General features: G+C 73.3%; 17 protein-coding genes and 1 pseudogene. 2 read left to right on the top strand and 16 right to left on the bottom strand.

Annotated elements, in window-relative coordinates; genetic code table 11:
* Positions 1 to 129 precede the first annotated feature (129 nt).
* From ligA to B1H19_RS28075, 10 genes are all read right to left on the bottom strand, one after another.
* Positions 130 to 2,346, bottom strand: a complete 2,217-nt coding sequence (gene ligA / locus B1H19_RS28120) for an NAD-dependent DNA ligase LigA (RefSeq protein ID WP_083107531.1) — start codon at positions 2,344 to 2,346, stop codon at positions 130 to 132.
* 31 nt (positions 2,347 to 2,377) lie between these two features.
* Entirely contained in the window at positions 2,378 to 3,334 is a 957-nt protein-coding gene (locus B1H19_RS28115) for a methionine synthase (protein ID WP_418361525.1), read from the bottom strand.
* A gap of 88 nt (positions 3,335 to 3,422) precedes the next feature.
* Positions 3,423 to 4,835, bottom strand: a complete 1,413-nt coding sequence (locus B1H19_RS28110; protein ID WP_083107529.1) for an MFS transporter — start codon at positions 4,833 to 4,835, stop codon at positions 3,423 to 3,425.
* A gap of 168 nt (positions 4,836 to 5,003) precedes the next feature.
* Complete coding sequence (locus tag B1H19_RS28105) at positions 5,004 to 5,450, bottom strand: MarR family winged helix-turn-helix transcriptional regulator (RefSeq protein WP_203237244.1); 447 nt, start codon at positions 5,448 to 5,450, stop codon at positions 5,004 to 5,006.
* Positions 5,451 to 5,507: 57 nt separating this feature from the next.
* On the bottom strand, positions 5,508 to 6,197 hold the full coding sequence (locus B1H19_RS28100) for an SDR family oxidoreductase (RefSeq protein ID WP_083107528.1): 690 nt from the start codon (positions 6,195 to 6,197) through the stop codon (positions 5,508 to 5,510).
* 68 nt (positions 6,198 to 6,265) lie between these two features.
* Entirely contained in the window at positions 6,266 to 6,808 is a 543-nt protein-coding gene (locus tag B1H19_RS28095) for an LOG family protein (protein ID WP_083107527.1), read from the bottom strand.
* Between the two features lie 48 nt (positions 6,809 to 6,856).
* On the bottom strand, positions 6,857 to 8,233 hold the full coding sequence (gdhA, locus tag B1H19_RS28090; protein WP_237289535.1) for an NADP-specific glutamate dehydrogenase: 1,377 nt from the start codon (positions 8,231 to 8,233) through the stop codon (positions 6,857 to 6,859).
* Between the two features lie 320 nt (positions 8,234 to 8,553).
* On the bottom strand, positions 8,554 to 9,327 hold the full coding sequence (locus tag B1H19_RS28085) for a VC0807 family protein (RefSeq protein WP_418361478.1): 774 nt from the start codon (positions 9,325 to 9,327) through the stop codon (positions 8,554 to 8,556).
* 365 nt (positions 9,328 to 9,692) lie between these two features.
* A complete protein-coding gene (gene mnmA, locus B1H19_RS28080; RefSeq protein ID WP_083107526.1) occupies positions 9,693 to 10,823 on the bottom strand; it encodes a tRNA 2-thiouridine(34) synthase MnmA in 1,131 nt (376 codons plus the stop codon).
* Between the two features lie 113 nt (positions 10,824 to 10,936).
* Positions 10,937 to 12,106, bottom strand: a complete 1,170-nt coding sequence (locus B1H19_RS28075; RefSeq protein ID WP_083107525.1) for a cysteine desulfurase family protein — start codon at positions 12,104 to 12,106, stop codon at positions 10,937 to 10,939.
* Positions 12,107 to 12,190: 84 nt separating this feature from the next.
* Between B1H19_RS28075 and B1H19_RS28070 the strand changes: the two are divergent.
* A pseudogene (locus B1H19_RS28070) lies at positions 12,191 to 12,442 on the top strand (alpha/beta fold hydrolase); the annotation flags it as partial.
* A gap of 42 nt (positions 12,443 to 12,484) precedes the next feature.
* Here the strand turns inward: B1H19_RS28070 and B1H19_RS28065 are convergent.
* From B1H19_RS28065 to B1H19_RS28045, 5 genes are all read right to left on the bottom strand, one after another.
* Positions 12,485 to 16,489: an ATP-binding protein gene (locus tag B1H19_RS28065; RefSeq protein ID WP_083107524.1), complete on the bottom strand. Its 4,005-nt coding sequence runs from the start codon at positions 16,487 to 16,489 to the stop codon at positions 12,485 to 12,487.
* Positions 16,486 to 17,511, bottom strand: coding sequence for an AAA family ATPase (locus tag B1H19_RS28060; RefSeq protein ID WP_083107523.1), 1,026 nt, complete (start codon positions 17,509 to 17,511; stop codon positions 16,486 to 16,488). Before B1H19_RS28060 ends, B1H19_RS28065 begins: the two co-directional genes overlap by 4 nt.
* Positions 17,512 to 17,585: 74 nt before the next feature.
* Positions 17,586 to 19,745 (bottom strand): VMAP-C domain-containing protein, encoded by a 2,160-nt coding sequence (locus tag B1H19_RS28055; RefSeq protein ID WP_083107522.1) that lies wholly within the window; start codon positions 19,743 to 19,745, stop codon positions 17,586 to 17,588.
* A complete protein-coding gene (locus B1H19_RS28050; RefSeq protein ID WP_083107521.1) occupies positions 19,742 to 20,182 on the bottom strand; it encodes a CU044_2847 family protein in 441 nt (146 codons plus the stop codon). Before B1H19_RS28050 ends, B1H19_RS28055 begins: the two co-directional genes overlap by 4 nt.
* A gap of 133 nt (positions 20,183 to 20,315) precedes the next feature.
* Positions 20,316 to 21,164, bottom strand: a complete 849-nt coding sequence (locus B1H19_RS28045) for a thioesterase family protein (RefSeq protein WP_083107520.1) — start codon at positions 21,162 to 21,164, stop codon at positions 20,316 to 20,318.
* A 94-nt stretch (positions 21,165 to 21,258) separates the two neighbouring features.
* On the opposite strand from B1H19_RS28045, the gene B1H19_RS28040 reads away from it, so the two are divergent.
* On the top strand, positions 21,259 to 21,888 hold the full coding sequence (locus B1H19_RS28040; RefSeq protein WP_083107519.1) for a trimeric intracellular cation channel family protein: 630 nt from the start codon (positions 21,259 to 21,261) through the stop codon (positions 21,886 to 21,888).
* A 56-nt stretch (positions 21,889 to 21,944) separates the two neighbouring features.
* Here B1H19_RS28040 and B1H19_RS28035 read toward each other — a convergent pair whose 3' ends face one another.
* The gene (locus tag B1H19_RS28035; RefSeq protein ID WP_083107518.1) at positions 21,945 to 23,354 is read right to left on the bottom strand and encodes a M1 family metallopeptidase; all 1,410 of its coding nucleotides are present in this window, start codon (positions 23,352 to 23,354) and stop codon (positions 21,945 to 21,947) included.
* Positions 23,355 to 23,463 lie beyond the last annotated feature (109 nt).

The following is a 23,463-nucleotide window of genomic DNA, read 5'->3' as shown; positions in this document are numbered from 1 at the left end:
CGCGCCACGGCAGGCGCACACCATCAACAGTAGGCCGCCCAGGGCCACAACGGGCAGCTATCCGCAGCGGTTGCCCGAATGCGACCTGGCGTCCTTGGCCGATCTGGTATGCGCCAGTGGGGTGAATTCTCACTCCCCCTCAGGCGGAGTGACCGCTACCGCCCGTGCCGCCTCGGGACCCCTTTCCAGCAGCACCGCGAAGCCGTCCTCGTCCAGGACAGGCACCTTCAGCTGCATGGCCTTGTCGTACTTCGAACCCGGGTTATCCCCCACCACTACGAAACCGGTCTTCTTCGAAACGGAACCGGTCACCTTCGCTCCGAGAGTCTGGAGGGATTCTTTCGCGCCATCTCTGGTGTGTGACTGAAGTGTGCCCGTCACCACGACGGTGACGCCTTCCAGCGGACGCGGGCCCTCCTCGCCCGTCTGCTCCTCCTCCATCCGGACGCCGGACGCCCGCCACTTCTCGATGATCTGCTGGTGCCATTCCTCGGCGAACCATTCCTTGAGCGCGGCCGCGATGGTCGGCCCGACGCCCTCGGTGGCGGCCAGCTCCTCCTCGGTGGCCTGCTCGATCCGCTCCAGGGAACGGAATTCACGGGCGAGGGCCTGGGCGGCGACCGGGCCGACATGCCGGATCGACAGGCCGTTGATGATCCGGGCCAGGGGCCTGTCCTTGGCCTTCGCGATGTTCTCCAGCATCGCGAGGGCGTTCTTCTTCGGCTCGCCCTTCTGATTGGCGAAGACCGTGACGACCTTCTCGTGGCCCGTTTTGGGGTCGCGCTTGGGCAGTCCGCTGTCCTTGTCGAGGACGTACGCCTTGATGGGCAGCAGGTCCTCGATGGTCAGGTCGAAGAGGTCGCCCTCGTCGGCCAGCGGAGGGGTGGCGGGCTCCAGCGGTCCCGTGAGCGCCGCGGCGGCGACCTCGCCGAAGTTCTCGATGTCCAGGCACTCCCGGCCGGCCAGATAGGAGACCCGCTCCCTCAACTGGGCAGGGCAGGTACGCGCGTTGGGGCAGCGCAGGTCGATGTCGCCCTCCTTCATGGCCCGCAGCGGCGTACCGCACTCGGGGCATTCGGCGGGCATCACGAACTCGCGCTCGCTGCCGTCCCGCAGGTCGACGACCGGGCCGAGGATCTCCGGGATCACGTCACCGGCCTTGCGCAGCACCACCGTGTCCCCGATGAGCACGCCCTTGGCCTTGACGACCTCCTGGTTGTGCAGCGTGGCGAACTCGACCTCGGAGCCCGCGACGGTGACCGGTTCCACCTGTGCGTACGGCGTCACCCGGCCGGTGCGGCCGACCCCCACCTTGATGTCGACCAGCTTGGTGTTGACCTCCTCCGGCGGATACTTCCAGGCGATCGCCCAGCGCGGCGCGCGCGCCGTGGAGCCGAGGCGGCCCTGGAGCGGGATCTCGTCCAGCTTGACGACCACGCCGTCGATCTCGTGCTCGACGGCCGTACGGCGGATGACGGGGTCGCCGTAGTGGGCGATGAACGCGCGCACCGCCTCCAGGGAGTCGACCACCCGGGCGTGCGCCGCCGTCGGCAGGCCCCATTCGTGCAGCAGGTCGTACGCCTGCGACTGACGGTCGATGGCGAAGCCCTCGCGGGCGCCGACGCCGTGCACGACCATGTGCAGCGGGCGGGTCGCGGTGACCTTGGGGTCCTTCTGGCGCAGCGAACCGGCCGCGGCGTTACGGGGGTTGGCGAACGGCGGTTTGCCGTCGGCCACCAGGCGTTCGTTGAGCTCGAGGAACTTCTCCATCGGGAAGTAGACCTCGCCGCGCACCTCGACCAGCTCGGGGATCCGGTCGCCCTTGAGGCGGTGCGGGATCTCGGCGATGGTGCGGACGTTGGGGGTGATGTCCTCGCCGGTGCGGCCGTCGCCGCGGGTGGCGGCGCGGGTGAGGCGGCCGTGCTCGTAGGTGAGGTTGACGGCGAGGCCGTCGACCTTCAGCTCGCACAGGAAGTGGTAGCCGGCGCTCTTGGCGTCGCCGCCCAGCTCGCCGGCGATCCGCTCGGCCCAGGCCGCCAACTCGTCGTTGTCGAAGGCGTTGTCCAGGGAGAGCATCCGCTCGCGGTGCGCGACCTCGGTGAACTCCGTGGCGTAGGAGCCGGCCACCTTCTGCGTCGGCGAATCCGGGGTGCGCAGCGTCGGATGCTCGTCCTCCAGGGCTTCCAGGGAGCGCAGCAGCTTGTCGAACTCCGCGTCGCTGACGACCGGGGCGTCCTTCACGTAATACCGGAAGCGGTGCTCCTCGATCTGCTCAGCGAGCTGCGCATGCTGCTCCCGCGCCGCTGCGGGCACATCGGATACCGCTGCGTGCTGTTCGCCAGCCACCGTCTTGTCCTCCCGTGGTCCGTGAGTGCGGTCACTCAGGGTTGTCTGCGAGCGATCTCGCCGCCCGGACGCAGTGGGCGAGCGCCGTACGGGCATATGCGGGCGAAGCACCCGCCAGTCCGCACGAGGGAGTGACGACCACGGACTCGGCGAGAATCCCCGGTGCCAGCCCCAGCCTGCGCCACAGCGTCCTGACACCCATGACGCTACCGGCAGGGTCTGACAATGGACCGTCCACGCCCGGCACCACGCCCGCGAACAGCGCCGTACCGCCCTCGACGGCCTCCCCGATCGCCTCGTCCTCACGCTCGGTGAGCAGCGAGAAATCGAACGAGATCCCCGCGACCCCGGCCCGCCGCAGCAGCCCGAACGGCACCTGGGGCGCGCACGAGTGGACGACCACGGGCCCGCCCTCCGCCGCCGCGACGAGATCACGCAGCGCGCCCTCGACCACCGCCCGGTCCACGGCCCGGTGGGTGCGGTAGCCGCTGGCGGTCTTCACCCGCCCTTGGAGCACCGCGGTCAGCGACGGCTCGTCCAGCTGGAGCACCACCTCGGCGCCGGGCACCCGCCGCCGTACGTCGGCCAGATGCCCGCGCAGCCCCTCGGCGAGCGACGCCGCCAGATCCCGGCAGGCTCCGGCGTCGCTCAGCGCGGCCTCGCCGCCCCGCAGTTCCAGGGCGGCCGCCAGGGTCCAGGGCCCGACCGCCGAGACCTTCAGCGGCCCCTGGTACCCCTGGGTGAACTCCTCCAGGCCGTCGAGGTCCTCGCCCAGCCAGGCGCGGGCGCGCCGGGTGTCGCGCCCCGGCCGGTCGCTGATGCGCCAGCCGCTGGGCTCCACATGGGCCCAGACCTCGACCAGCATCCCGATGGTCCGTCCGATCATGTCGGCGCCGGGCCCCCGGGCCGGCAGCTCCGGCAGATACGGGAAGGACTCCAGCGACCCGGTGACGGTCTTGGCCGCTTCCCGCGCATCGCCGCCCGGCATCGACCCGATGCCGGTCGCCACGCCCGCGGCCCACTTGTGCGTGCTGTTCGTGCTCACCCGGAGAGGGTATGCGGCGGACCGGGTGCGCTCACGCCCGCCCGCGCACCCCCACCCACCCGATGACCGCCGCGGCCGCCACTGCGAGGGCGGTCAGGGCGAAGGCGACGGTCGCGCCCTGGTGGCCGCCGCCCGCCGCGGTGAGGACCGCGCCCATCCCGGCGATGCCGACGAGGGAGCCGACCTGGCGGTTGGCGTTGAGGGTCGCACTGGCGATATCGGCGTGCTCGCGGCCCGCGGCGGCCATCAGGACGCCGGTCATCGCCGGGGAGGCGATCCCGCTCCCGATGTTGGCGACGGCGAGGACCACCGCGATCACCCCGTACGGCAGGGCCGGCGACAGGATCACGACGAGGACGGCATAGCCCGCCGCGGCGAGCGCCAGGGAGCCGGCGAGGGCCGCCCGGTTGCCCAGACGCGGGCCGAACCGCGCGTAGAGCATGTTGCCGAGCGGGATGATCAGGACGGCCGGCAGCATCTGGAGTCCCGCCGCGACCGGACCGGCGCCGCGCGCCGTCTGGAGGAAGAGTCCCAGGACGAACAGCGCCCCGTAGAAAGCGAAGTTGAAGAGGAAGCCGATGGCGTTGGCGGCGGCGAAGCGGCCGTCCGCGAAGAGCGCGACCGGCAGGATCGCGGTGCGCGCCCGGCGTTCCCGTACGGCGAATCCGGCCGCGGCCAGCACGGCCACCGCGAACGCCCCCAGGACCGCGGCCGAGGTCCAGCCCTTGCCGGGCCCCTCGATGAGCCCGTAGCTGAGCGAACCGAGCGCCAGCAGCCCCAGGACGTGCCCGCCGGCGCCGAGCGCGGAGCCGCGCCCCGGTACGGCCGCGACGACCCGCGGGGTGAGCAGCAACGCGACCAGGCCGATGGGCAGGTTGACCAGGAAGATGCTGCGCCAGCCGAGGGTGCCGACCAGGAGGCCGCCGAGGGACGGGGCCAGCCCGACGGACATCGAGACGATCGCCGACCAGATACCGAGGATCTTCGACCGGCGGGCCGGCTCGGGGAAGGCGTTCATCAGCAGGGACAGCGAACTGGGCATGAACAGCGCCGCGCCCGCCCCTTGGGCGAAGCGGGCCGCCACCAGGACGGCGCCGTCCGGCGCGGCGGCCCCCAGCAGGGACGCGCCGGTGAACACCGCGAGCCCGATGAGATAGATCCGGCGGGCCCCGTACCGCTTGGCGAGCGACCCGGCGAGCAGCAGCAGCGCGGCGAAGGCCAGCACATAGCCGTCGACGACCCAGGTCAGGCCCGACATGGTCAGGCCGAGCCGGGCCCGCAGGTCGTTCGCGGCGACGTTCATGATGCCGGTGTCCAGGCTCGCCATCACGAACCCGAGTGCCAGGACGAGGAGTTGGAGTCCGCCGCGAGGCCGCTCCGAGGAGCGCGCAGGGGGGCGCACCGTGCTCGCCGTCACGCGCGGCGCCGCTGTCTGAGTGATCATGGATTTAGTTAAAGCTGTAGCTGTTGGACGGCGCAACAGTTACAGCTATAACTTTACGGAAAGCATACGAAGACGCGTACGCGGGACGCAGACGAGGACCGCATGCGAGGACCGCATGCGAAAGGAGCCCCGGGGGCATCCCGAGGCTCCCACTCCCACCACTGGCGGCTACGCCGCGCCGTCCCGCCCCAACGCCTTCAGCAGACCCTGGCGCAACGCGACCCGCTCCTCATGCGAGAGGTGATCCAGCGGCGACTCCGTACCCATCCGCCGCAGCAGATCCAGCCGCAACTCCCGCCCCGCCTCGGTCAGTACGAGCTGCTTGGCCCGCCGGTCCTGCGGATGCGGCCGGCGCTCCACCATGCCCTGCTTCTCCAGCTTGGAGATGACATAGGTGACATTGGGCGGCTCGCAGCACAGCATCCCGGCGAGCTCCCGCGCAGTCCTCGGCTCACCCAGCTCCTCCAGTGCCTTCGCCTGCGTCGGCGTCAGATCCAGCTCGGCGATCCGGCTGCGCTGATGGGCGTCCAGCCGGCGGCCCAGTTCCGTGACGAGCCCCCGGATCTCCCGGAACCCGCACCCCGCCGCCGCGGTCGCCTTCGCATCTTTGGTCACCCGTGCAGCGTACGCCGGGCGGCGGGAAAGCGGGCCGGGGCGGCGTCGCCCAAGGCTTCAGAGCCCCGGCCGCACCGATACGTCGTTGATCTCCGCGTCCCGCGGCAGATCGATGGCCGTGAGGATGGTCGACGCCACCGACTCCGGGTCGATCCACCGGGACGGGTCGTACTCCTTGCCCTCCTGCTGGTGGACGCTGCCCTGCATCGGCGTGGCCGTACGCCCCGGGTAGACCGACGTCACCCGCACGCCGTTGCCGTGCTCCTCCGCCCGCAGCGAGTCGGCCAGCGCCTTGAGGCCGTGCTTGCTGGCGGCGTACCCGCCCCACTGGGCATGCGCGTTGAGGCCCGCACCGGAGTTGACGAAGACCACATGTCCCTTGGCGATCCGCACCATCGGCAGCAGCAGCCGGGTGATCTCCGCCGGCGCGACCAGGTTGACGGCGAGCTGACGCTGCCACGCCTTGGCCGGCAGGTCGCCGACCGCGCCCAGCTCCACGACGCCCGCGATGTGCTGGAGGGAGTCGATACGGTCCGGCAGCGGCTGATGGCCGAAGGCCCAGGCCAGCTTCTCGGGGTTGGCGAGGTCACCGACGAACGTGCGGGCACCGGGGAACTGCCCGGCCAGCTCCTTGGCCCGTACGGCGTCCCGCGCCAGCAGCCACAGGTCCTCCCCACGCTCCGCGAGCCGCCTCGCGACCGCCGCTCCGATGCCCGACCCTGCGCCCGTGATCACATGCGTACCCATGGGGCGATCCTAACGAGGGCCGGGCGGGCCCGGTGCGGGAAGGGCGGGCACGGGAGGGTCCGGTGCGGTCAGCCCTGGATGCCCGCCTTCTCCTCCAGGTACGCGAGCGCGCCCACCCCGTCCTCCGCGAAGAAGACCAGTTCGGCGAGCGGCAGCGGCAGGAATCCCTCCGCCTCCATCCGCAGGAACTGCTCCTTCAACCCGTCATAGAAGCCGGCGGTGTTCAGCAGCACCACCGGCTTGGTGTGCAGCCCGTGCTTGCGCAGCTCCAGCATCTCGGTGGCCTCGTCCAGGGTGCCCGTACCGCCGACCATGACGACGATCGCGTCGGCGCGCGCCAGCAGCTGCGCCTTACGCTCGGCGAGGTCCTTGGTGACGACCATCTCGTCGGCGCCCTCGTACGCCGCGTGCGCCAGGAACTCCACCGAGATCCCGATCAGCTTCCCGCCGGCCCCGCGCACCCCGTCGGCCATGACCTTCATCAGCCCGGTGTCCGAGCCGCCCCAGACCAGCGCATGGCCGCCCTTGCCTATCAGCTCGGCGAACTGGCGGGCCGGGACGACATAGCGGTCGTCGAGGTCGGCGGCGGAGCAGAAGACGCAGATGTTCATAGGGTCACGATACGGACCGGGGCGCGGGTGGGCGGGGCGGGTCGGGCATCAGATCAGGCCCTGGTCCAGCATCGCCTCCCCGACCCGTTCGAATCCGGCGATGTTCGCGCCCGCGACATAGTCGCCGGGCCGCCCGAACCGCTCCGCCGTCTCGGCACAGGTGTCATGGATCCCCCGCATGATGGCCGCGAGTTCCGCCTCCGTCCGCTCGAACGTCCACGCCTCACGGGAGGAGTTCTGCCGCATCTCCAGCGCACTGGTCGCCACCCCTCCCGCGTTGGCGGCCTTCCCCGGCCCGAAGGCCACGCCCGCCTCCTTCAGCAGCGCCACCGCCTCCGGGGCCGTCGGCATGTTCGCGCCCTCGGAGACCGCCTTGACGCCATGACGGATCAGGATCCGGGCGGCGTCGGCGTCCAGCTCGTTCTGGGTCGCAGACGGCAGGGCCACATCGCAGGCGACGTCCCAGACCCGGCCGCCGGGCACATAGGTGGCCGACAGCCCGCGCCGCTCGGCGTACTCACCGACCCGCCCGCGCTCGACCTCCTTGATCTGCTTGAGCAGGGCCAGGTCGATGCCCTTCTCGTCGACGACATAGCCGCCCGAGTCGGAGCAGGTCAGCACCTGCGCGCCGAGCGCCTGCGCCTTCTCGATCGTATGGATCGCGACATTGCCGGAACCGGAGACCACGACCTGCTGCCCGTCGAGCTCCTCACCGCGGCGCTTGAGCATCTCCTGGGTGAAGAGCACATTGCCGTAACCGGTGGCCTCCGTACGGGCCCTGGAGCCGCCCCACTGGAGGCCCTTGCCGGTCAGGACTCCGGCCTCCCAGCGGTTGGTGATCCGCCGGTACTGGCCGAAGAGATAGCCGATCTCCCGGCCCCCGACGCCGATGTCGCCCGCCGGGACGTCGGTGTGCTCGCCGAGATGGCGGTGCAGCTCGGTCATGAACGACTGGCAGAACCGCATCACCTCGGCGTCCGACTTGCCGTGCGGATCGAAGTCGCTGCCGCCCTTGCCGCCGCCGATGTTCAGACCGGTGAGGGAATTCTTGAAGATCTGCTCGAAGCCGAGGAACTTCACGATCCCCAGATTCACCGACGCATGGAAGCGCAGACCGCCCTTGTACGGGCCGAGCGCGCTGTTGAACTCCACCCGGAAGCCGCGGTTGATGTGAATCGCTCCGGAGTCGTCCTGCCAGGGGACCCGGAAGATGATCTGGCGCTCCGGCTCGCAGAGCCGCTCCAGCACCCTCGCCTCGACGAACTCGGGACGGGCCGCCAGCACCGGGGCCAGCGTCTCCAGCACCTCCAGGGTGGCCTGGTGGAATTCCGGCTCCCCGGGATTCCGCCGTACCAGCCCCGCGTGCAGGGAGGCCGGCCCGCCCGTATGGACGCCGGGCCTGACCTCGGTGTGAACACTCGACATGACTTGCGTTCCCTTCGTGGCCGCACGAAAAGCCGTCCGTGGTAAGGGTTCTGACGAACCCTCGGCGCCGCGTTGGCCGTGGACGTCCCGTCGCTTCGGGACCTTACTTGCCGCCATGGCCGATCGACCGCACGACCCGGGGTGGTTCCGTGCCTCGGTTCGTTCACTGAGTGGAACCCCGGCCGGGCGGATTTGGTTGCCCACGCGCCGCTCAGCGCGAGGCGGGTCCCGCTGCGCGGATCACCGACCGCCGCGCCGATCGCACCAGCTTCGCGCTTCTGCTGGTCACCCGGGTAGGGGCGGCATTGGCCAACGCCTGGTCAGCGTGCGGTTCCGACCGTCTCCGCAGCGGGGGCAACTGCCGTTGCGGCGGTGTGGCTCGTGTCGGCCGTTCCTGCGTCGGCGGTGCGCTCGATCTCGGCCTTGATCATCTTCTCCATCGGTTCGGCGGCGCCTCCCCCCGCGACGACCATCGCCACCAGGATGGCCACGACGGTCAGCACCGTGCCCAGCCAGACCATCGTGTGCACCGGCACGGTGTACGCACCGATCACTTTGAGCACGCACTCGGCCAGCAGCGCACTCCCCCATATCGCCGAGAACCTCCGCTCGGCCCGCCGGAACTGCTCGGATCCCGCCATCAGCCGGTCCCACGCGGCATCGCCGGCCGCGCTCCCCTTCGTCACCCACGGCTTGAGCCCCGCGGTCATCAGCGGACGCTTCATCCGTACGGAGAGCAGGATCGCTATCCCGATCACACTGCTCACGGCGCTGTCCTTGGCGAGCATCAGGCGCGGGTCGCCGGCCACCGAGCTCATCACCAGCCCGACGACATTGACGATCAGTATCAGCAGTGCAAGGCCGTTGACGGTCCGGCTGCGGACCAGTCCCCATACCGTGCGCAGCGCGGGCACGACACTGCTCCAGCCCAGCGCGGCCACCGTGCTCAACCCGAAGCCCTCGCTGAGGAGGTAGTACGAGGCCATCGGGATGCCGGCGTCGACGATCAGCGGAATGAGGCTCTTGAGGAGTGGGTTGGTGGACTGGGGCTTGGGCTGAGGCTGGGACTGGGACTGAGGCTGGGTGCTACTCACTGTTGACTCCCCCGAGTTGGGCCGTTGGCCGCTGCTGCTTCGTCGTTTGTCGTTCGTCGCTCTTCGTTCTTCTGGTGTCTCAAGCTTCGTCCAGAGCCCCGCACCGCAACAGACGCGCCTGTCCCGAGATATCGGTGACATTTGTCAGTGCAGGTCGCACCGCAAGCCGCCCGGCCGCAAGCCGGTGGGGCGGTACCACGTTCCGGCCCGCCGGACGGCGGTGCGTCGGACGGCGGTGCGTCGGCCGACCAACCAAAGAACCCGGGCAGAGAACCCGACCCACCTACCGGCGCCCCCACTCCTCGCCCCATCGGGTGACTTGGGAGGGAATGCGTCCGGATTGGGTGCGACCCCCGGCCGGCGCCCTACGCCCCCGCCCCCACCCGCCGCTCCGTCGTCGCGATGGTGGCCGAGCCGACCACGCGGGTGCCGTCGTACAGGACGATGGCCTGGCCCGGGGCGACGCCGCGGGCGGGGGTGGTGAAGGAGACGCGGAGTTCGGTGCCGTCGACCAGTTCGGCGGTGACCTCGGTTTCGTCGCCGTGGGCGCGAAGCTGGGCGGTGTAGGCGGCCGGGCCGGATGTCGGGGGGCGGCCGCACCAGCGGGGGCGGATGGCGGTGAGGGCGGTGACGTCGAGGGAGGCGGCGGGGCCGACGGTCACGGTGTTGGTGACCGGGGAGATGTCCAGGACGTAGCGCGGTTTGCCGTCGGGGGCGGGGCGGCCGATGCGCAGGCCCTTGCGCTGGCCGATGGTGAAGCCGTACGCGCCCTCGTGGGTGCCGACGACCGTGCCGGACTCGTCGACGATGTCGCCCTCGGCGGCACCCAGGCGCTTGGCGAGGAAGCCCTGGGTGTCACCGTCGGCGATGAAGCAGATGTCGTGGCTGTCGGGCTTCTTGGCGACGAACAGGCCGCGGCGGGCGGCCTCTTCACGGATTTCGGGCTTGGTGGTGCGGGTGTCGCCCAGGGGGAACATGGCGTGCGCCAGCTGGCGGTCGTCCAGGACGCCGAGAACGTAGGACTGGTCCTTGGCCATATCGGAGGCGCGGTGCAGTTCGCGGCTTCCGTCCGGGTTCGTCACGACCGTGGCGTAGTGGCCGGTGCACACGGCGTCGAAGCCGAGGGCGAGGGCCTTGTCCAGGAGGGCGGCGAACTTGATCTTCTCGTTGCAGCGCAGGCAGGGGTTGGGGGTGCGCCCGGCCTCGTACTCGGCGATGAAGTCGTCGACGACGTCCTCGCGGAAGCGTTCGGCCAGGTCCCAGACGTAGAAGGGGATGCCGATGACGTCGGCGGCGCGGCGCGCGTCGTGGGAGTCCTCGATGGTGCAGCAGCCGCGGGCGCCCGTACGGAACGATTTCGGGTTCTCGGAGAGCGCGAGATGCACGCCGGTCACATCGTGGCCCGCCTCGGCGGCGCGGGCGGCGGCGACGGCGGAGTCGACACCGCCGGACATGGCGGCGAGTACGCGGAGGCGGCGGGGGGCGTCATCAGTCATAGCCCGTCCAGGGTAAGCGGAAGTCCCGGCGGGGCGGAAAGCTGTGGATGACCGCGGCGCCCCGGACCGGCCCCACCGGCTCGTACGGGCGCCCGGCCCCGCCGGGACGGGCCCTAGCTCAGCCCCGCGCTGCGGGCCCGTTCGACCACCGGGCCGATGGCGTCGGCGACGGCCGCTACGTCCTGGGCGGTGGAGGTGTGGCCGAGGGAGAAGCGCAGGGTGCCCCGGGCGAGGGCGGGGGGCATGCCGGTGGCGAGGAGGACGTGGCTGGGCTGGGCGACGCCGGCGGTGCAGGCGGAGCCCGTGGAGCATTCGATGCCCTGGGCGTCCAGGAGGAGCAGGAGGGAGTCGCCCTCGCAGCCGGGGAAGGAGAAGTGGGCGTTGGCGGGGAGGCGGCCCGCCGGGTCCGGGTCGCCGCCGAGGACGGCGTCGGGGGCGGCGGCGCGCACGGCCTTGATCAGGTCGTCGCGCAGGGCGCCGATGTCGCGGGCGAATTCCTCACGGTGGGCGACGGCGTACCGGCCCGCCGCGGCGAAGGCGGCGATGGCGGGGGTGTCGAGGGTGCCGGAGCGGACGTGGCGCTCCTGCCCGCCGCCGTGCAGCACCGGTACGGGCGCGTGGGCGCGGCCCAGGAGCAGCGCGCCGATGCCGTAGGGCCCGCCGATCTTGTGTGCGGAGACGGTCATCGCGGCGAGGCCGGAGGTGCCGAAGTCGACGTCGAGCTGGCCGAACGCCTGGACCGCGTCGGCGTGCAGCGGGATGTCGAACTCCCTTGCCACCGCGGACAGTTCATGGACCGGCTGGATGGTGCCGATCTCGTTGTTGGCCCACATGACGGTGGCCAGCGCGATATCGCCGGGGTCGCGGGCGATGGCCTCGCGCAGGGCGTCCGGGTGCACCCGGCCGTAGCTGTCGACCGGCAGCCACTCGACGGTGGCGCCCTCGTGCTCGGCGAGCCATTCGACGGCGTCCAGGACGGCGTGGTGCTCGACGGGGCTGGCCAGGACCCGGGTGCGGGCCGGGTCGGCGGCCCGGCGGGACCAGTACAGGCCCTTGATCGCGAGGTTGTCGGCCTCGGTGCCGCCCGCCGTGAAGACGACTTCACTGGGGCGCGCGCCGAGCGAGGCGGCGAGCGATTCCCGCGCCTCCTCGACGGTACGCCGGGCCCGCCGGCCGGCGGCGTGCAGGGAGGACGCGTTGCCGGTGACGGTCAGCTGGGCGGTCATCGCCTGCACCGCCTCCGGAAGCATCGGGGTGGTGGCGGCGTGGTCGAGGTAAACCATGGTGCGCACGATTCTACGAGGAGGCGCGGGAGGGGTTGGGGGCGCATGTCGGGCGCGGTGGCGCATCCATAGGCACCGCATCTTGCCTTCTACCGGCAGATCGAGCAGAACGATCAGCGGTTCACGGACGAGGTGGCGGGACGGTACGGGGAGAGCCAGGTGCCGGCGCTGGTGTGCTGGGGAGCGCGGGACACCTGGATCCCGGTCGGCAAGGGCCGCGAGCCGGTCTCCCGGATTCCGGGCGCGCGGCCGGCGGTCGTCGAGGGGGCGGGGCATCTGGTGCAGGAGGACGCGCCTGCGGAGCTGGCGCGGTTCGTGGGGACGGGGGACGGGTGAGGGGCGACCGCGGGGCGGGGCCGGTCCGCCCCCTGCCGGTCCCTAGCGCGCCAGTCGGCGGGTGAGGTTGCGGACGGTGCGGGCCGCGTCGTGTGCGTCGTTCGGGGGGCGCCCGGCTGTGTAGGGGGCGGCCGCGTCGTCCAGGGCGGCGGCCAGGCGGGTGAGGGCGGGGTGTGAGGGGCGGATGTCGTCCAGGAGGGCGGTGAGTTCGGCTTCCAGGGAGGCGAGGGCGGCGGCCTCGGGGGCGGAGGTGAGCCGGAGGCGGTCGCGGAGGATGGCGACGGCCGCCGTCAGGTCGCGCAGCACCGTACCGGTGGCCGCGGTGGCCCCCGTACGGGACAGCGCACCGGCCGCCGGCGGGTCCGGCTCGTCGCCCAGCAGTGCGCGCAGTTCCGCCGCCTTCGGGGCGCCGAACTCCTCGTAGACGGCGAGGGCTTCGCGCCAGTGGGCCTGCGCCCCCTGCGTGCGGCCCAGGGTGGTCTCGGCGTGCCCCAGCGCGGTCAGCGCATCGGCGCGCCACCGCTCGCCGCCCGGCACCAGCAGCCGCTTCGCCGCGTCCTGGGCAGCGGCGGCGGCATCGTTCGGGCGGATCAGGGCGGCCATGGCCTCGGCCATCCGGCAGCGGTTGCGGCCCGCCCACAGGCGCTGGCGGTCCTCCTCGAAGAGGGGCTGCGCCCGGTAGGCCACGCGGAGCGCGTCCTGGTGCCGCCCGGCCGACGACAGCGCCTCGGACAGGGCGTACAGACTGTGCGCGAGCCGGGGTGAGCCCTCGGCCGCGCGGCGCAGGACGCCCTCGCTCCGCTCGGCGAACAGCACGGCCTCGGCGCCGTTCCCGGTCGCCGCCCACAGCCGTGCCAGAGCGGCGAGCGCGGCGGCCTCGCCCGGCCCGTCCTTGTGGTCGCGGCAGCGCTCCCAGGCAAGGGTGAGATGCCGCTCCGCCGCATCGTGCCGCCCCTGGTGGAGGGCGATGACGCCGCGCGCATACGGGGCGCGGAAGCGCGTGACGGGATCGCCGCAGCGCTCGGCCAGCAGGTCGGCGCGCCGCGCCTCGGGCTCGGCCGCGGCGAACTTGCCCAGGGCGGCGTAGGTTTCGGCGAGCACGGCGCGCGCCCGGCCCTCCGCCCGGTCGTCGCCCTCCTCGGCCGCCCGCGCCGCCACGGTCCGCGCGGCCGCCTCGAAGGCGGCGGAGAGCGCCGCGGAATCCGCCGTGACCTGCGCGAACAGCAGGAGATCGGCGGCCGGGCGCAGCAGTCGCGGGGCCCGTAGCGCCGCCTGGCGGACGAGGGCCAGGAGCGCGGGTGTCTCGTCGGCCCAGTCGGCGAGGGCCGGTGTCGCGTCCGGCACCTCGGGGACGGCGGGGGAGGACACACGGGTGAGGCGGCCGGGCCACCACTCCCCCGGGTACCGGGCGTCGTGCAGGCGGCGCCCGGTGGCGAGGGAGAAGTCCAGCAGCCGGGACAGCGCGGCCTCGCGCCGCTCGCGGGGCAGTTCGGCCTCGGCGAGGCCCCGGGCGACGGCCCCGAGGTCGCCGGCGTAGCGGTAGCGCCCGGCGGCCGTCCGCTCCAGTGCGCCGGTCGTCACCAGCTCGTGCAGATGCGCACGGGCCCGGTCCGGCGGCGTGGCCAGCAGCGCGCAAACGGCCGGGAGCGAGAGCCCGGCGCCCTCCGGAACGGCCAGGAGGCAGAAGGCGCGCCGTGCGGGCGGGGTGAGCTGGGCGTCGAGCCACTGGAGCAGCCGGTGCTCGGGCAGCGCGGCGTGTGCCTCGGTCGCGGGCAGCCGGGTCAGCGCGGTGTGGCCTCCCGGCCCGTCGAGGTGCGGGGGGCGCCGGGCGGTGAGCAGGACGGCGCCGGTCCGGTCGCCCGGCTCGGGGAGCAGGGCCGCCAGCGCCTCCCGGGCCGTGGTGGCGTCGTCGGGTACGCCGTCCAGGACCACCAGGACGCGGCGCCGCGTCAACAGCGAGCGGTGGGCGGCCGCTTGGCCGGGTGACAGCCGCTCGTTCAGGTCCACGAAGACCCGCCCGTCCGGGAAGTGGTCCGCCACCGCGTGCGCGATGTGCAGCGCCAGCGCCGTCTTGCCGGCGCCGGGCGGCCCGGTGACGGCCCAGCAGGGCGGCGGGCCGTCCGTCCGCGTCAGCTCCGCCACCAGACGGGAGACCTCGTCCGTACGGCCGAAGAAGGGCTCGGGGGGCGGGGGCAGGGACGATGCCGGGGGCAGGGCCGGGGAGCCGTCCCGCGACGGGGGCGTGGCCGCGGGGCGGCGCTGCTGCGGCAGCGTGCCGGTGCGCTGCTCGGGCACCGCGCCGCCCGTCCGCTCCGGCGCCGTGCCCCCCATCCGTTCCAGCACCGGGCTGGCCAGGACGGCGAAGGCCCGCGCCGAGGCGTGCAGCCGCAGCTCCCCCGCGGCGTCCCCCATCAGGACGGGGAAGTCCGGCAGCCGCCCCATGTACGGCTCCAGGGAGCGGCCGACCGCCTCGACGACCTCCATGGCCGCTTCGGCGCCGAGGCCGCTGAAGAGCAGTTCGCGCACGCCGGGGCGGAAGTCGTAGACGGGCTCGGCGCGTTGGCCCGGTGGCGGCGGGCCCAGGGCGCGGCCCAGGGCCTGCGCCGCGGCCGCGTCGGGGGTGTGGTCGGTGCGTTCCAGGAGGCCGCCGAGGAGGATCTCGGCGACATGGGTGGGCCCGGCCTGCCGCATCGTGGCGGCGCGCACCAGCTGCATCAGCGGGGTGGTCAGCGGGCGGATCGCGGAGAGGCGGACGGCGAGGCGGTAGGACTCGGGCGAGAAGGCGCCGCGGAAGTGGGTGAGGAGCTCCTCGGCGGTGCCGTGCGGTCCGGGCGGCGGGGCGTGGACCGGCGCGTCGTCGAGGAGCGCCGTGTCGATCAGATGCGGGACGCCGGGGCGGGTGAGCAGTCCGGCCCACTGCTCCAGGGCGGAGGCGGTGGGGTGCAGGACGGGCAGCGCGAGCAGGCCGTCCGCGTCCGGGTCGCGCTCCCCGCTCAGTCCGTCGCAGACGGTCAGGCGGCCGACGGGGTCGAACGCGCCCGGTGCGGCCAGCAGCCGGGGGCGGGCGTCCAGGGCCGTACCGCGCCACAGCCGCCGGGGCAGCGGGTTCAGTGCGGCCACCGGGCCGCCGCGGGCCCAGGCGGCGAGCGCCCGTACGGCCTGCGGGCCGCGCCAGCCGGGGCTCGTGCCGTCGGTCAGCAGGAAGGTCAGCGCCGCCTTGGCGGACTGCCCGCCGTACAGGGGCCCGGCCGGGTCCTCGGGGTCGAAGAAGTGGACCTCGACGGAGCGGAAGACGGTACTGCGGGCGAGCAGGGCGCGCAGCTCGGCGGCGAGCGGACCCCATACCTGCATGGACGGGGAGCGGTCCACCAGGAGCACGGCCGACCAGCGGCGTTCCTGTTCGGGGCGGCAGACGACGTCGAGGAAGCCGGTCTCGGCGGCGAGCCGGACGGTGGACTCGATGTCGATGGCGGTGCGGTGCGGATGGTCGCGGGAGCGGCGCAACGGGCGCAGTGCGCGACCCAGTTGCTGGGCGTCGGGCAGCGCGCGGCCACCGGGGACCCGGGCCGGGCGGGCACGCTCGGCGGCCGGGCCACCGCCCTCGCTGCCCATGGCGTACAGGGCGCGGCGGGGCGGACCGGCGGGGGCGTCGGGACCGTCGGTGCCGTCGGGGTCACCGGGGTCGCCCGGGGCGTCGCCTCCGTGGTCGCCGGGAGCGGTGCCGCCGACGGCGCGGGCGGGACCGGCGTACGGGCCGTCCCCGGCGCGCCCGGCGCGCCCGTCAGGCTCCGGGCCCTCAGGGGAATCCGCGGCCTGCTCCGCCTCCCTGGGCCCCGCGGCCTCGACCGCCTCCCTCGTCCCGCCATCCCCCGCACCGTCGGCCGCATCACCGGCCCCATCGACTCCCTCGACCCCATCGGCCTCACCGGACGACCGGGGCCGCGTCTCCCCCTCCATCGCCCGCGCCAGCCACAGCACATCGAGCAGTTCGGCGGCCCCCAGGTCGTGGCCGGCCGCCGACATCGCCTGTCGCAGTCGTTCGATCATGGCGACAGGGGCTCGTCGAGGCGGTGCAGTACGGCGGCGAGCAGCTCTTCCTTGCTCAGGTCGGCTCCGCTGATGCGCAGATGGACGGCGGCCAGCAGCTGGTCGGTGGCCAGGGTCTGGGTCTTCGCGCGCTGGTGGAAGACCTCGATCAGATCCTCGGCGGCCGCGACGGCCTCCTCGCCCAGGTTGTGCTCGATGATCTTCCGCAGCCGGTCGCCGGTCGGTTCGGGCAGATCGAGCCGTACGCAGCGGCGCATGAAGGCGGGCGGGAAGTCCCGTTCACCGTTGCTGGTCATGACGACGATCGGGAAGTGGGTGCAGCGGACCACGCCGCGGTGGACGGTGACCCGCTCGCGGCTGCCGCTGAGCAGGACCTGGACCTCCTGCTGGTGTTCGGGCAGCCGGGCGAGCTCGGGGATCTCGAACTCGCCCTCCTCCAGGACGACCAGCAGGTCGTTGGGCAGATCGATATCGGCCTTGTCGAGTTCGTCGACGAGCAGGACCCGGGGGCGGTCGGCGGCCAGGGCGCTGCCGAGCGGGCCCAGCCGCAGATACTGGCCGATGTCGCCGGCCGCGGCGGCGTGCCGGGCCCGGGGGCGGCGGGCGGAGCCGCGCGGCGTCTCGCGTTCGCGGCGCAGCGACGCCTCGCGCAGCCGGCCCACGGCGTCGTAGCGGTAGAGGGCGTCCTGGAGGGTGGAGCGGCTGTTGACCGACCAGCGCAGGACGTCGCCCAGGCCCAGTTCCTCGGCCACGGCGCGGGCCAGGGAGCTTTTGCCGGCCCCGGGGCGGCCGGTGACCAGCAGCGGGCGGTGCAGATGCAGGGCGGCGTTGACGACGGAGATCTCGTTGCGCTCCAGGAGGTAGGGGGCGCGGGGGGCCGCGGCGCGGGCGGCCGGGAGGTGCCGCCAGGGCGGCGGGGCGGGGAGGTCCGACGGGCCGCGGAAGACCCACCAGTCCTCGGGCCGTTCCGCCGGGTCGCTGTGGGCGTCCGCCGCGCTTGGTCCGGTGCTCTGTCCGGTCACCGCTGGTTCTCCTCGTTCCTTGCTGCACACGGGGGTTGGTTCCGCACGGGCCGTGCGGGGCCGCACGGGGGCGGTCAGGGCTGGGTCAGGACCCAGGCGTCGGGGGCGAGTTGCGGGGGACGGTGGTCGGGCGCGTCGTAGAGCAGGGACAGTTTGCGGCCGGGGTGGCCGGCGCTCTCGGGCTCGGCCATCGCCTTGGCCCGCTCCAGGCGGACCGCCTCGGGGACCTCGGTGTGGTCCGTGCCGTCCACCAGGGCCAGCAGGTCCTGGGCGAGATGCTCACCGTGGTCGGCGCGGTGCCACAGCACGGTGTGGACGCCCGCCTGGACGCACTGGCGCAGCAGGGTGCCATGGTGGTGGGGCGCACAGCAGACGATCACCGTCCCGGCGTCGCGGTGGATCTCCAGCTGGGCGCGGGCGACCTTGCGGTCGGTGTGCCGGTGGTCGAGGACGAGGCGTTTGGCGTGCGGCAGGGCGGCGGTGCGCTGTTTCCAGCCGGCGTAGCTCTCCCGGGAGCGTTCGGTGGTGCGGACGACCACGCGGCGGGTGAGGCCGGGGGCGAACGGGCCGTCCTCGTCGCTGTCGGGTGATTCCCAGGCATCGACGTCCAGGCCGAGCCACGCGGCCGGCAGGAAGTACTCGACCAGCGCGGTCTCCGGGTCCTCCCGTACCTCGGTGCGCAGCACCCGGCGGATGTCGTCGACGACCTGCTCGCTGCCCGCCTCCGCGTCATGGACCAGCGCGAGGCGGTGGGAGAGGCCGTCGGCGAAGGTCCAGATCTGGTAGGTGAAGCGGCGCCCGGTGGGGGTGGGCAGCAACTCGACCTGGACGCGCGGGGCGACGGCGGGCGTGCGGGGTCCGGCGCCCGGCGGCGGGGCGGGGGCGGCGGCCGCCTCGATGTCGGCGCGGAACTGGCTGACCGCCGCCTCGTCCACCCCCGAGCGGGCGGCCACCCGCTCGGCCCAGGCGTCCAGGTCCTCGGCCGGATAGGGCCCGCCCGCCCGCTCCTCGACGGCGATGCGTACGACGCCTTGCAGCAGCGGCGGTACCGGTGCGGCGGTGGCGGGGCCGAAGCCCTCCAGGGCGTCGACGGCGTCGGCGAGGCCGGTGACGGCGGGGAGTTCGGGGGCGTGCGGCAGGACGCGTTCCAGGAGGGTGCGGGGGTCGGTGCGGGTGCAGTGGGCCAGCAGTCCGGCCAGATCGCGGCGTTGACGGGTGGTCAGGTATTCGCCGGGGCGGACCGTACGGGCGGCGCGGCGCAGCCGTTCCCAGTCCTCGCGGGCGCCGTAGTGGGCGGGGTGGTCGTAGGGGGAGGCGGCCGCCGGGGGCTCGTAGTCCCGTACCAGGTCGAGGAGTTCGGGCAGCCCGCGGCGGACGCCGACGGCGAGACCGACCAGCCGGTCGAGGTCGGCCGCCGGGCCCGCCGAGGCTCTGCCGAGCCGGGCGGCGAGGCGCTGCTCGCAGGCCAGGACGGCCTCGCGGCCCTTGAGGACGCGCTCCAGCGCGGTCAGCAGCTGCTGTACGCCGCGCCGGGCGGTGGGCACCGCCGAGGGCGGCAGGGCGGGGAGTTCGGCCTCGATGGCGGGGACGCTGATGGCGTACATCGTCGTGGGCTGTGCGCCGGGCGGCGCCGTCTCGGGAGCGCGGTGGACGGCCGCCACCAGGCCGACGACGGCCTGGCGTTCGCGGTCCCACAGCGGCCCCCCGCTGAAGCCCTCGGTGACCTGGGCGCCGCCGAGCACGTCCAGGGCGATCCACGGCGGTGCGGAGACGCGGGGCACGGCGCGCACGGTGGGCAGCGGATTGCCGCTGGCCCATAAGGCGATGACCTCGCCCGCGTGGGAGTGCTGGAGGAACGGCGCGGGCTCGGCTCCTCCGGGCGGGGCGTCGGTCAGTTCCAGTACGGCCAGATCGCCGTGGTAGGGCACCCGTCCCGGCTCCACCGGCGCGCACCCGGCGGAGTGGGCCCGGGGCGGCACCCACATCTCGCGCAGGACGCGGGCGGTCAGATCGCGGGCCGGCGCGATATGGGGCAGCCGGAGGGTGACGGTGTCGCCGCCGGCGGGGGCGGACTGCTCGAACCGGCCGCGCCCCAGTGCGCTGTTGACGACATGGGCGCAGGTCAGCACCAGCCGTTCGGCGACCAGCACGCCCGCTCCGACGGGCCGTTCGCCGTCGCGGAGGGAGGCGAAGGCCGACTGGAGCGGGGCGTCGGGGCCGGCGGCGGGGTTCACGGTGTGGTCCCGCCCGGTTCGGCCGCGCCCTGCGTGCCCCCGGAGAGGTTCCACTTCGCGGAGACCTTGAAGCTGGCGTCGCCCGTGCCGGCGAAGACGCCCAGGCGCAGATCGGAGCCGAGGGTGACGCCGAACTCGACGGTGACCTCGTCGGGGCGGTGGCTGCCGCTGGAGATCGAGCGGTGGATCTGGCCGAGGACGCCGCCGAGCGGGCGCAGGGCCTCCTCCAGGGCCTCGCCGCCGCGGGTCAGCGCGCGGCTCATGCGGCCCGGCGCGCTGACGGGCACGGCGGTGCCGTAGCCGTCGGGCAGCTCCAACTCACCGTCGGGGGCGGGGGCCTGGCCGGGGACCGCGCCCACCTGCCCGTCGGCGGGCGGGGCCTCGGCCCGCAGCCATACGACGGTTCCGTCTTCCATCTTCAGCGCCACGTCCCCCATGGCCCTCAGTCTGACATGAGCCGCACCGGCACCGCGCGCTCTTTGCCCTCACATTTTCCGCTCGCGTACCGGGGGTCACCTGCACAAAGGGGCGGGTGGGCGGGGCAGCCGCGCGGCAGGTGCGACGGGTGGGTCAGCCGTGCAGCACGGTGCGCGCCAACTGCCGCGACTGGGCGACCAGTCGGTCCTGGGAGTCCCAGACCTCGGCGTCCTCCTCCAGGAAGCCGCCCGCCAGGTTGCGGGTGGTGACGGCGACGCGGAGCGGGCCGGGGGCCGGGCGGTGGCGGATGTGGGCGGTGAGTTCGACGGTCGGGACCCAGCCGGACAGGCCCAGGTCGAAGGCGGTGGGCGGCAGGGCGTCGACCGTCAGCAGGAGGGAGAGCGGGTCGGCCTCGCGGCCGTCGGCGAGACCGAACCAGGCGCGCATCTCGCCCTTGCCGGAGGGCGCGCCGACGGCCCAGCCGGCGGTCGCCGGATCGAGGCGGAGGGCGAGGCGTTCGGTGATGGCCGTGCTGCCGGAGATCGCCGGGCGGCCACCGGGGGCGGCCTCGGCGCCCAGGCAGTGTTCGTACGGGGGGAGGGCCGGCGGTTTGGCGGTGGTGCGGACGTCGTCGGGGAGGGCGCCGAGGTCGCCGTACGCGGCGAGCACCCGCAGCCGCTCGATCTCGGTGCCGTCCTCGGCGAACTGGATCAGGCGGGCGGTGCCGGTGGACATGGTGCGGCCGGTGCGCACCACCTCGGTGCGGATGACGGCGGGGCCCGGGACGGAAGCGGTCAGGTAGTGGGCGGTGACCGAGAAGGGGTCGGGGTGCGGGAGGGCGTCACCCAGGGCGCGGCCCATCAGCGCGAGCAGATAGCCGCCGTTGACCGCCTGGATGATCGTCCAGCCTGCCGAGAGATGGGCGTCGTAGATGCCGGGGGCGCGGCGGACGACCGCCGTATCGCGGTCGAATTCGCTGTTACCGATGGTCGCCTGTGCCATGGCGGCACGCTACACGGAAAAGTTACCGACCGGTAGTGCCAGATTTGACGACCGCGGGCGGAGGCGCGCATTCCGGGCCTGCGATGATGCCGCCATGCTGCATCTGCTCTACCTGGTCGGCGTCGCCGCCTTCGCCGCGAGCGGGGTGCTGGCCGCCTACCGGGCCAATATGGACCCCTTCGGCGGCCTGGTCCTCGCCTTCGCCGCCTCGGTCTCCGGCGGCACGCTGCGCGACACCATTCTCAACCGGACACCGGTGTGGACGCACGACTGGGTCCTGCTCACGGTGATCATCTGCGTCGGGGTCGGGACCATCGTCTATCTGCGGTTCTGGCAGCTGCCGCAGAAGTCACTGCTGGTCGTGGACGCGGTGGGGCTCTCCGTGGTCACCGTCATCGGCGCCCGTGCGGCCATCGAGTCGCACGTCACCCCGCTGGCCGTGATCATTCTCGCCGTGCTGACCGGGGTCACCGGCGAGGTCATCCGCGATGTGCTGTGCGGGGAGTTCCCCCCGCTGCTGCTGCGCGAGGACGTCTATGCCCTGGCGGCCCTGGCGGGCGCCTGCTGCCTGCTGGCGCTGTCGCACCTCGGCGTGGGGGCCACCCCCGCCGCGGCGGTGTCGGCGGGGGTGGTCTTCGCCCTGCGGATGGGCGCGGTGTACTTCGGGGTGCATCTGCCGCGGCCGCACCAGCCGGCCGACCGCGGCGGACCGGACGCCGGTTAGGGCCTGCCCCGTCGGACAGGCCCGCGCGCCCTACTTCCCGGACAGGCCCGCCCGCCCTACTCCCCGGGCAGGGCGGGCCGGTGGTCGGTGTAGAGCCAGGTGTTGAACAGATCGGCCAGCCGCTTCCCGGATATCTTCTCGGCGAGCGCGATGAACTGGGACGTCGAGGCGTTGCCGTAGCGGTGCGCGGCGGTCCAGGCCGGCAGCAGCTTGAAGAACGCCTTGTCGCCGATCCGCTCGCGCAGCGCCTGGAGGGTCATCGCGCCCCGCCTGTAGACCGCGTCGGAGAACATGGTGTCGCGTTGCGGATCGGCGACCGTGACCTTCCAGAAGTCGTCGCCCTCGGGGACGGACGCATACGCCTTGCGGAAGGCGTCATGGGCGGTGCGGGTGCCCTTGTGCTCGTCCCACAGCCACTGCGCGTAGCTGGCGAAGCCCTCGTTGAGCCAGATGTCCTTCCACTGCCGCACCGAGACCGAGTCGCCGAACCACTGGTGGGCCAGCTCGTGGACGATGGTGGTCTCGCTGCGGACGGCCGAGTAGACCGGCTTGGACTGCACCTCCAGCGAGAACCCGGCCTGCGGCATGTCGTCGACGACCGCGCCGGTCTCCTCGAAGGGGTACGGCCCGAAGATCTGGGACCAGTAGTCGGTGGCCGCGGCGGTGACGCCGTAGACGTCGACCTTGCCGGTGGGCAGGGTCGGGTCGGTGGCGACGTAGATGGGGGTGCCGCCGGGGGTGGTGCCGGTGCGGACGTCGAACTTCCCGATGGTGGCGGTGGCCAGATACGTCGCCATCGGACGGGACTCGCGCCAGTGGGCCCAGGAGCGGTTGTGCTTCTCGCCGGAGGCGATCAGCCGCCCGTTGGAGACACCGGTCAGCCCCTTGGGGGCGTCGATGCGGATGTCGTAGGTGGCCTTGTCGGAGGGGTGGTCGCTGGAGGGGAACCACGTCGAGGCGGCGTTGGGCTCGCAGGCGACGAAGACGCCGTCCTTGGTCTTCATCCAGCCGTAGTCGGAGCCGAAGACGATCGGGCCGCTCAGCGGCTTGGGCACGCCGTGATAGACGACGGTGACGGTGAACCGCTGCCCCTTGGGCAGGGAGAAGTCGGGGGTCACGGTGAGCTCGTCGCCGGACCTGGTGAAGTGGGCCCGCCGGCCGTTCACATGGACCGCGTCGACCGTCAGCTTCTGGAGATCGAGGTCGAAGGCGGACAGGTTCTGGGTGGCCCGGGCGGTCAGGGTCGTCCGGCCGTCCAGGCGGCCGGAGTCGGGGTGGTAGCTGACGCCCAGGTCGTAATGGAGGGCGTCGAAACCGCCGTTGCCCAGATCGGGGAAGTACGGGTCGCCGACGCCGGGGGCGCCGGGCGTGGCCGCGGGGGCGGCGGCGATGGTGGCCGCGGAGGCGACCGCGGTGGCCAGGGCCAGCCAGCGGGAGGTGCGACGAGCAGAACGGGAGAGTGCCATGAGCCGTCCTTTCGGACCGTGGGGAACACACGACAGGTATCGAACAACCGTGCAGACTCTGCACCCTAGCGCCCCGCTTTGCCCGGGGCTTTGCCAATTCCTCAGCTGT

This window comes from Streptomyces gilvosporeus (assembly GCF_002082195.1).
GTDB classification, from domain to species: domain Bacteria; phylum Actinomycetota; class Actinomycetes; order Streptomycetales; family Streptomycetaceae; genus Streptomyces; species Streptomyces gilvosporeus.
The sequence above is the reverse complement of the archived record's forward strand: the minus strand, read 5'-3'. Positions and strand labels throughout refer to the sequence as shown.

Excerpts from the sequence above, each read along its gene's own strand:
- B1H19_RS28115 (WP_418361525.1), bottom strand. The coding sequence starts at position 3,334 with ATGCCGGGCGGCGATGCGCGGGAAGCGGCCAAGACCGTCACCGGGTCG.
- B1H19_RS28100 (WP_083107528.1), bottom strand. The coding sequence starts at position 6,197 with ATGGGTACGCATGTGATCACGGGCGCAGGGTCGGGCATCGGAGCGGCG.
- gdhA (WP_237289535.1), bottom strand. The coding sequence starts at position 8,233 with ATGTCGAGTGTTCACACCGAGGTCAGGCCCGGCGTCCATACGGGCGGG.
- B1H19_RS28040 (WP_083107519.1), top strand. The coding sequence starts at position 21,259 with ATGCTGCATCTGCTCTACCTGGTCGGCGTCGCCGCCTTCGCCGCGAGC.
- B1H19_RS28075 (WP_083107525.1), bottom strand. The coding sequence starts at position 12,106 with ATGGTTTACCTCGACCACGCCGCCACCACCCCGATGCTTCCGGAGGCG.
- B1H19_RS28110 (WP_083107529.1), bottom strand. The coding sequence starts at position 4,835 with ATGATCACTCAGACAGCGGCGCCGCGCGTGACGGCGAGCACGGTGCGC.
- mnmA (WP_083107526.1), bottom strand. The coding sequence starts at position 10,823 with ATGACTGATGACGCCCCCCGCCGCCTCCGCGTACTCGCCGCCATGTCC.
- B1H19_RS28065 (WP_083107524.1), bottom strand. The coding sequence starts at position 16,489 with ATGATCGAACGACTGCGACAGGCGATGTCGGCGGCCGGCCACGACCTG.
- B1H19_RS28095 (WP_083107527.1), bottom strand. The coding sequence starts at position 6,808 with ATGAACATCTGCGTCTTCTGCTCCGCCGCCGACCTCGACGACCGCTAT.
- B1H19_RS28035 (WP_083107518.1), bottom strand. The coding sequence starts at position 23,354 with ATGGCACTCTCCCGTTCTGCTCGTCGCACCTCCCGCTGGCTGGCCCTG.
- B1H19_RS28045 (WP_083107520.1), bottom strand. The coding sequence starts at position 21,164 with ATGGCACAGGCGACCATCGGTAACAGCGAATTCGACCGCGATACGGCG.
- B1H19_RS28050 (WP_083107521.1), bottom strand. The coding sequence starts at position 20,182 with ATGGGGGACGTGGCGCTGAAGATGGAAGACGGAACCGTCGTATGGCTG.